The sequence below is a fragment of the Candidatus Zixiibacteriota bacterium genome (assembly GCA_040753495.1).
Lineage (GTDB): Bacteria > Zixibacteria > MSB-5A5 > GN15 > PGXB01 > DYGG01.
The window spans coordinates 1-6,534 of sequence record JBFMEF010000149.1; the positions used below are offsets into that span (position 1 = coordinate 1).

Consider the following 6,534-nt stretch of genomic DNA (forward strand, 5'->3'; position numbering starts at 1 on the left):
CCCATAAAAAAACCCTCCCATTGCTGGGAGGGTTTGTGGTGTATTCCTGAAGTTTGGTTGAGTCGGGCGAGGAAGCCGTTACTTCAGGAGGACCATTTTCTTGGTAGCCGAGAAGGCGCCGGCTTCAGCCTTGTAGAAGTAGAGGCCGGAAGCCATATTGGCGGCATCCCAGTTAACCGTGACAACGCCGGCCGGGCTGTATCCGGAGAAGGCGGCGACCCGCTGACCGGAGACATTGTAAATGCTCACCGACCAGTCGGAAGCCACCGGCAGAGCCAGCTCGATGGTGGTTGTCGGGTTGAACGGGTTCGGATAGTTCTGGCTCAGACCAAACTCGGTCGGCACAAAGTTCTTCCGGGTCTCCAGGATAGAGCCATAGTAAGTGGCCGCTTCCACCGAGATCAGAGTCGCTTCGCTCGAGAGAGTCAGAACGGAACCGCTGGTAAGACGACCCCGCTCCATGCTGTAAACCAAAACTCTCGTCATGCCGTCGACGGTGGCATACTTCAGCTCCATATCGCGAGCGTCGTTAGCCAGCATCGGGGTGACTTCGCCTTCAAAGACAAACAGCGCGCCGCCGATATCAACCGGCGTCTTCACCGTTATATCTTTGCCATTGGAGTAGAATTCGGCAACCGTCCCCGGGGTCACCTTGGCATACGGCAGAGCGTCGCCAACGATTACCCGTATCAGGTAAACCAGATCCGCCACCGACAGCGGGATCCCGTCACCGTTAACTTCCGTAGCGGCTATCTGACCTTCCAGATTAATCGTGAAGGCCGCCAGACCGCTGATGAAGTAGTTGGTGAAGACCACCGCGTCACCGATTTCGTTGGGAATGCCGTTCAGGTTGATATCCCCGCGGGCGTCAATACTATCGGAACAGATAATATCAATACCGCCGTTGCGGAAGATGATCGCGCCCAGAGGAGCATTCTTCACACCACCGGTGTCGTTGAAAACCGTGTCGTAGCAGGTATCGGCCGGTCCATTAAATCCGTAAGAGACCGGGTCGGTAATCTCATTGCCCAGGAAGTCAAAAACCTTCAGACCCAGATAAAGGAGATTACCATCCTCGCTGGCCATAACGTTGTCAGCGCAATCAAGCCAGAAGAACCGAATCGGCACGAACATGCAGTTCAAAGTCCGGTCGTTGGTCACAAAGAAGTGCAGAACGACCAGTTCGCCAGGTCCGGCTACATGGTTGGGATTGGTGGCGCCGTTATTGGTCTCACGAAGACCAACTACCCGCAGCATGCCCGAAGGACAGCCGCTGCCGCAGTTGCCAAAAGGACCAAAACGATAGGTGAAATACTCAAAGCCGCCGCTGTCAATCAGGGCTCCGGGAGTCGCCTGAGTGAAGGTCAGCGCCGAGGCATCATAAGCAATAAGGAAGTCAAAACCACCAATCAGATCCGAGGTGAATCCCGCCGGAACAAAGGCCGAATCCAGATAGATCGAAGCGGTGGCATAATGACCCTGCAACTGGTCGTGAACCTTCTCAATCCAGATAGTGAAGCCGCTCACATGTATCTTGTAGCAGGCCGTATCGGCATTGGTGACATTGCACGGAGGGCAGATCTCGGCTCCGTCCGAAGCCGCGATACAGAGGGTGAAATCACCCAGATAGTCGGAATTGTCGCCAATATCCCAGGTCCATTCGCCAGTATTAGCGTCCAGGTTGAATCCGGTGCCATAGTAGGTCGGACCGTCAAAACTGACCAGCGAATAACTGAGTGCGGATGGTCCGCCGTCAGGGTCATTCGCCACAACCTGACCGGAAAGAAGAATCGCCCAGACCGCCTGAAGAACGGCGTCAGGGTCAGAAGTAATAACCGGAGGCTCGTTAGTAACACAGATTTCGACCGAGCAATCAGCGGTGGCGCCGCACTTGTCGGTCACCCGCAGCACTACCGTCGAAACGCAGATGTCGTCCCCGCCGGTAGCCCAGATGAAATGACCGGTGGTCAGATTGACCGAACCAGGTCCTGACACCTTGGAATACTGTAGGGTTTCGCAACCGTTGCCCAGGTCGGTATCGTTACCGGTCACGTCAAACTCCACCACCGTGCCCCACGGAACCGTAATCGGACCGGGACAGGCTATAGTGGGAGTCGCATTCTGAACGGTAACCGTTCCAGCCACGACCGTCGTCGCCAGCTCCTCCACTGGACTGCATTTGACCAGCTTGGTTGACGCCCCAATCGGGCAGCCGCACTGGCTGGTCCCGGTTATGGTCGCCCCGCTGACCACGATCGAACCGCTGCAGATGTCGCCAGTCTTCAGATGGATTTGACCAACGACCGTCGTCCCCGCCGGAAGGCAGTTATCGCCGGTGTTGATCCGCATCGCCGCCATCCGTACCGTATCCGGTGTCCCACCAACCTGCAATACCCGGTCCGGCAACGCCGTCAAACCGGCGTCAAAATTGACCGAGAAATCGCTGTAACTGCCACTGAGCGTAAAAACAATCTCAAAAGCGCTCAGCGGCTCCGGGGTGTTAACCGTGATGTTCAGTATCGTCGTGGCGCAACGCGGAACCGTCTTCGACTGAAACGTCACCGTCTGGGCGGTCGCGAAGGAGAAAGCGAATACCAGAAGTAACGAAGCCAGCAGTAAAGAATAAAGGGTTCTTTTTTGCATCATTATAATGCTCCTTTAAATAATTTAAAGGTTCATTAAAAAAGTAACAGGTATCTTCCTGCTTCTATCCCTTGAAAGAAAAGTCGCCTCCTCTTCAAGGCTCCAGACTTTCAGCTACCAGGGAAGTCTGAAGAAAACCCCGTCTCGTCCTCAAAAGGGGATGATAGCATAAGCTATGTATGATGATAAATTATGAACTCTCGAGGAGAGATAATAACTAACAGAGTTTTTGGAGTCTTCTTAGAGGCTCTAAAGGATGTAACTTCCCATAACCACCTAAGAATCTTCGGAAGGCCTGTCAATAAGAGCTTTTCAAAGGACGCAATATCAAGTCTCTCAACCGATATCGCAAGGTGCTAACTCATCCTTAACAGAAGCGTTTCATCAACACAACTATTCCCTGGACATCAACAAAATAACCAATTCCTCCAATCTGTCAAGAAAAATTTAACAAAAAACCAAAATACTACGGCAAATAGTAGCAATATCCGGGGAAGCCAAGGGGAGATTACCTCACCCTCTCCGAACCATCCGACCTGACCCGACCAAGAAAACTACCCCCGGATGAGACCGCAATAAGCCACAAAGACCGATACCGCACGCCATCATCAAATGAGATATCAGACATCTCGCCAACCGCACCTATCATCAACAGATCACCAACTCGCCGCAAAAGAAACAACCCGGAAACAGCGCTTGATTGTGAACCTGTTCACAAACACCTCACCCTTACCAGACCACTACACCTACCCCCAACCACCAAGATTGTGAAAAATGGTGCAATATGGACGCTATCAAGGGGGCGAATTTATCGGACCGAGATTCCGGCATCGAAGGGGCAAAAACAACAAAAAATTTGACAAGGGGAAGGGCATTGGTTATAATCGAAATTCTATAGTTGAGTTGATGGTCTTAATAATTAGGAGGAGTTTCCGGTGAAGGTTTTCGATACTGAACAGATTAGAAATATTGCCCTCTTAGGTCAGCGGGGATGCGGCAAAACCAGCCTTGCCGACGCCATCGCCTTTTCGGCCGGGATTAGTAACCGGCAGGGGAAGGTGGACGAAGGCACCTCCCTGTCGGACTTCACCGATGCGGAAATTAACCGGAAGACCTCCATCGGGCTGTCGATTCTGGCTTGCCCCTGGAAGAGCAGCAAAATCAACCTCCTGGACCTCCCCGGGCATCCCGATTTTATCGGTGAGATGATTGTCGGTCTGAATGTGGCGGAGCTGGCGGTCATGGTTATCAATGCCACCGCCGGTATCGAGGTTGGGACCGAGATTCAGTATCGCTATGTCGAGAAGTTTAAGCTGCCCCGGATATTCTTTATCAACAAGGTTGAGAAAGAGCATGTCAAAACTCTCGAAATCATAAAACAGATTCAAGAGCGGTACGGAATTCATGCGATACCGTTGCAGTTGGCGATAGGCGATGGGCTGGAATTCAAGGGTATCGTTGACCTGGTGAAGATGAAAGGGTATTCTTTCGATGCCAAAGGGACCCCGAGCGAGATGGAGATTCCCTCCGGGATAAAAGCGGCGGCGACAGAAGCGCGCCAGAAACTGGTGGAGGCGGTGGCGGAGGCCGATGACGCTCTTCTGGAGAAATTTTTCGACAAGGGGGAATTGACGCCGGCGGAAGTTTTGGAAGGGCTGAAGAAAGCGGTCAAAAAGCGCCTGCTCTATCCCATCCTGCTTGGCTCGGCTGAGAAGAATGCCGGAACGCAGCTTCTGATGGATTTTGTTGCTGATTTTGCGCCATCGCCGAAAGATATGTCGCCTGTTAATATGCTGCTGGCAGGGAAGGACGAGGTAGGCTCAGTCAACGTGGAGGCGTCGGGTAAGCCTCTGGCATATATTTTCAAATCTCTGGCCGAGGCGCATATCGGCGAGATTTCGCTTTTCAAAGTAATATCCGGCAAAATCAACCAGGGGCTGGACCTTCATAATCACACCCAGAATTCCTCGGAAAGAATTGGTCAGATTTACAGCGTCAGCGGCAAAGAGCGCTCGGAGATTGAAGCGGTTGTGGCCGGCGATATCGGCGCTTTCGTCAAACTGAAATCGAGCAAAATGGGTGACACTCTCGGCGACAAAGAGCTCCGTTTCGTGATGCCCAAAGTAGAGTTCCCGGAACCGGTAATGGATATCGGCGTTAAGCCCCGCTCCAAGGGAGATGAAGAGAAGCTCGGTACCGGGCTGTCGAAACTTCGCGATGAAGACCCGACTTTCCGCCTGGTGATTGACCCGGCCCTTCGTCAAACGGTGATGTTTACTCAGGGTTCAACCCATACCGAAATCTTGATTGAAAAACTTAAGCGCAAATTCGGGGTGGAAGTCGATCTGTTCAAGCCGCGGATACCTTACCGCGAGACGATCAAAACCAAGGTGGAAATTCAGCATAAATACAAAAAGCAGTCCGGTGGGCGCGGGCAGTATGGTGATGTTCATCTGCGTCTGGAACCGAACAAACGCGGGGCTGGATTTGAGTTTTTGGATGAAATTACCGGCGGTGTCATCCCCGGCAAATATATCCCCTCGGTGGAAAAAGGGGTGGTGGAAGCGATGCTGGAGGGGGGGCTCTCCGGGTCGCCGGTGGTCGATATCAAGGTGGCCGTATTCTACGGCTCTTACCATGAAGTTGACTCATCAGATATGGCATTTAAGATTGCGGCCTCGATGGCTTTTAAGGAGGGGTTCCTCAAATGCAATCCGGTGCTGCTGGAGCCGATTGACATAGTCGAAGTGCTGGTGCCTGATGATTTCACCGGCGACGTTATGGGTAATCTTTCGGGACGACGGGGACGGATAATGGGAATGGACCCGGATGGCCGATACCAGCGGATTAAAGCCACGGTGCCTCAGGCTGAACTCTACAATTACTCGGTTGACTTGCGCTCTATGACCTCGGGACAAGGGGTCTATACCAGGTCGTTCTCGCACTATGAAGAGGTGCCGCGGGAAATCACGGAGAAGGTGGTGGAGGAGATAAAGCGGTCGAAGGAAGAATAGACTATTATTATCCATGTTTATATGAACCCCTGCGAGAGCGGGGGTTTTTTTATGGTGTGGGGGCTGAAAAAAATCTCTGGAGTTTTCTAGGCATTGGCGGGGAGTGGGTTGCCATTTCGTATTCGTAAAAAAACGGAATTTTTTTGGGGGGCTGTTTTCGCCCAAGTGGTTGACGGGGTGAGAGATAGGGGGGAATTAAGGTGCACAATTTGACACGTTTTCCCTGTAAGGGCTTAAACCAAGGGTGGTTGTAAGCGTTTTTGGTTTCGCGGTTTAGTTTGGTCATAATAATTCCTCTATATATTCCCCCCGGCGTCTTGTCAATAGCGGTTTGATATTGATTTGGGGGAAGAGGTTGGGGAGAGAGGGGGAAATTGAAAAGGTGGGCGGACTGAGGGGGAGAAGAGAGTTGGGGGTGAGTATCACATTTTGAGGGGGGAGGGTGAAAAGATTCGATTTTCAGGCTCATTTGGAAGAACACCCGATAGAGGCGGGTCGGGTGCGGTACCCATGTGTTGATGTGATTAAATGGAAAATCCGTCAGGAATGGGTTCCTGACGGCGCTGTTCAATCCTGAAATTAAGGATTTTGATAGTTGCGGATTTTCAGCTAGATTGAAAAGACACACCGGTTGGGTGTGGTACCGATGTGATTTTGAGCCTGTTCGGGAAGATCTCACCCGTTGGGTGAGCCACCGGTGTCTTTAAATAATTGTCGGGTTTCTCATTCTCGATAAATCTCGAATTCGGAACTGAGCTTCCCCCGAAAGAGTGGACACTGAAATAAGGTCTGATGTATATTTGATTTTAAGGAGGTGTTCACGATGTTGGAGAAGCGTCGTCAGTATGACGGGGATTTTAAGGTTTCTGCGGTTCGC

General features: G+C 51.9%; 2 protein-coding genes. One reads left to right on the forward strand and one right to left on the reverse strand.

Annotated elements, in window-relative coordinates; all coding sequences use genetic code 11:
- Positions 1 to 78: 78 nt before the first annotated feature.
- Entirely contained in the window at positions 79 to 2,646 is a 2,568-nt protein-coding gene (locus tag AB1690_09975; protein MEW6015639.1) for a T9SS type A sorting domain-containing protein, read from the reverse strand.
- Between the two features lie 932 nt (positions 2,647 to 3,578).
- Here AB1690_09975 and fusA point away from each other — a divergent pair.
- Positions 3,579 to 5,657: an elongation factor G gene (gene fusA, locus AB1690_09980; protein MEW6015640.1), complete on the forward strand. Its 2,079-nt coding sequence runs from the start codon at positions 3,579 to 3,581 to the stop codon at positions 5,655 to 5,657.
- Positions 5,658 to 6,534: the final 877 nt, after the last annotated feature.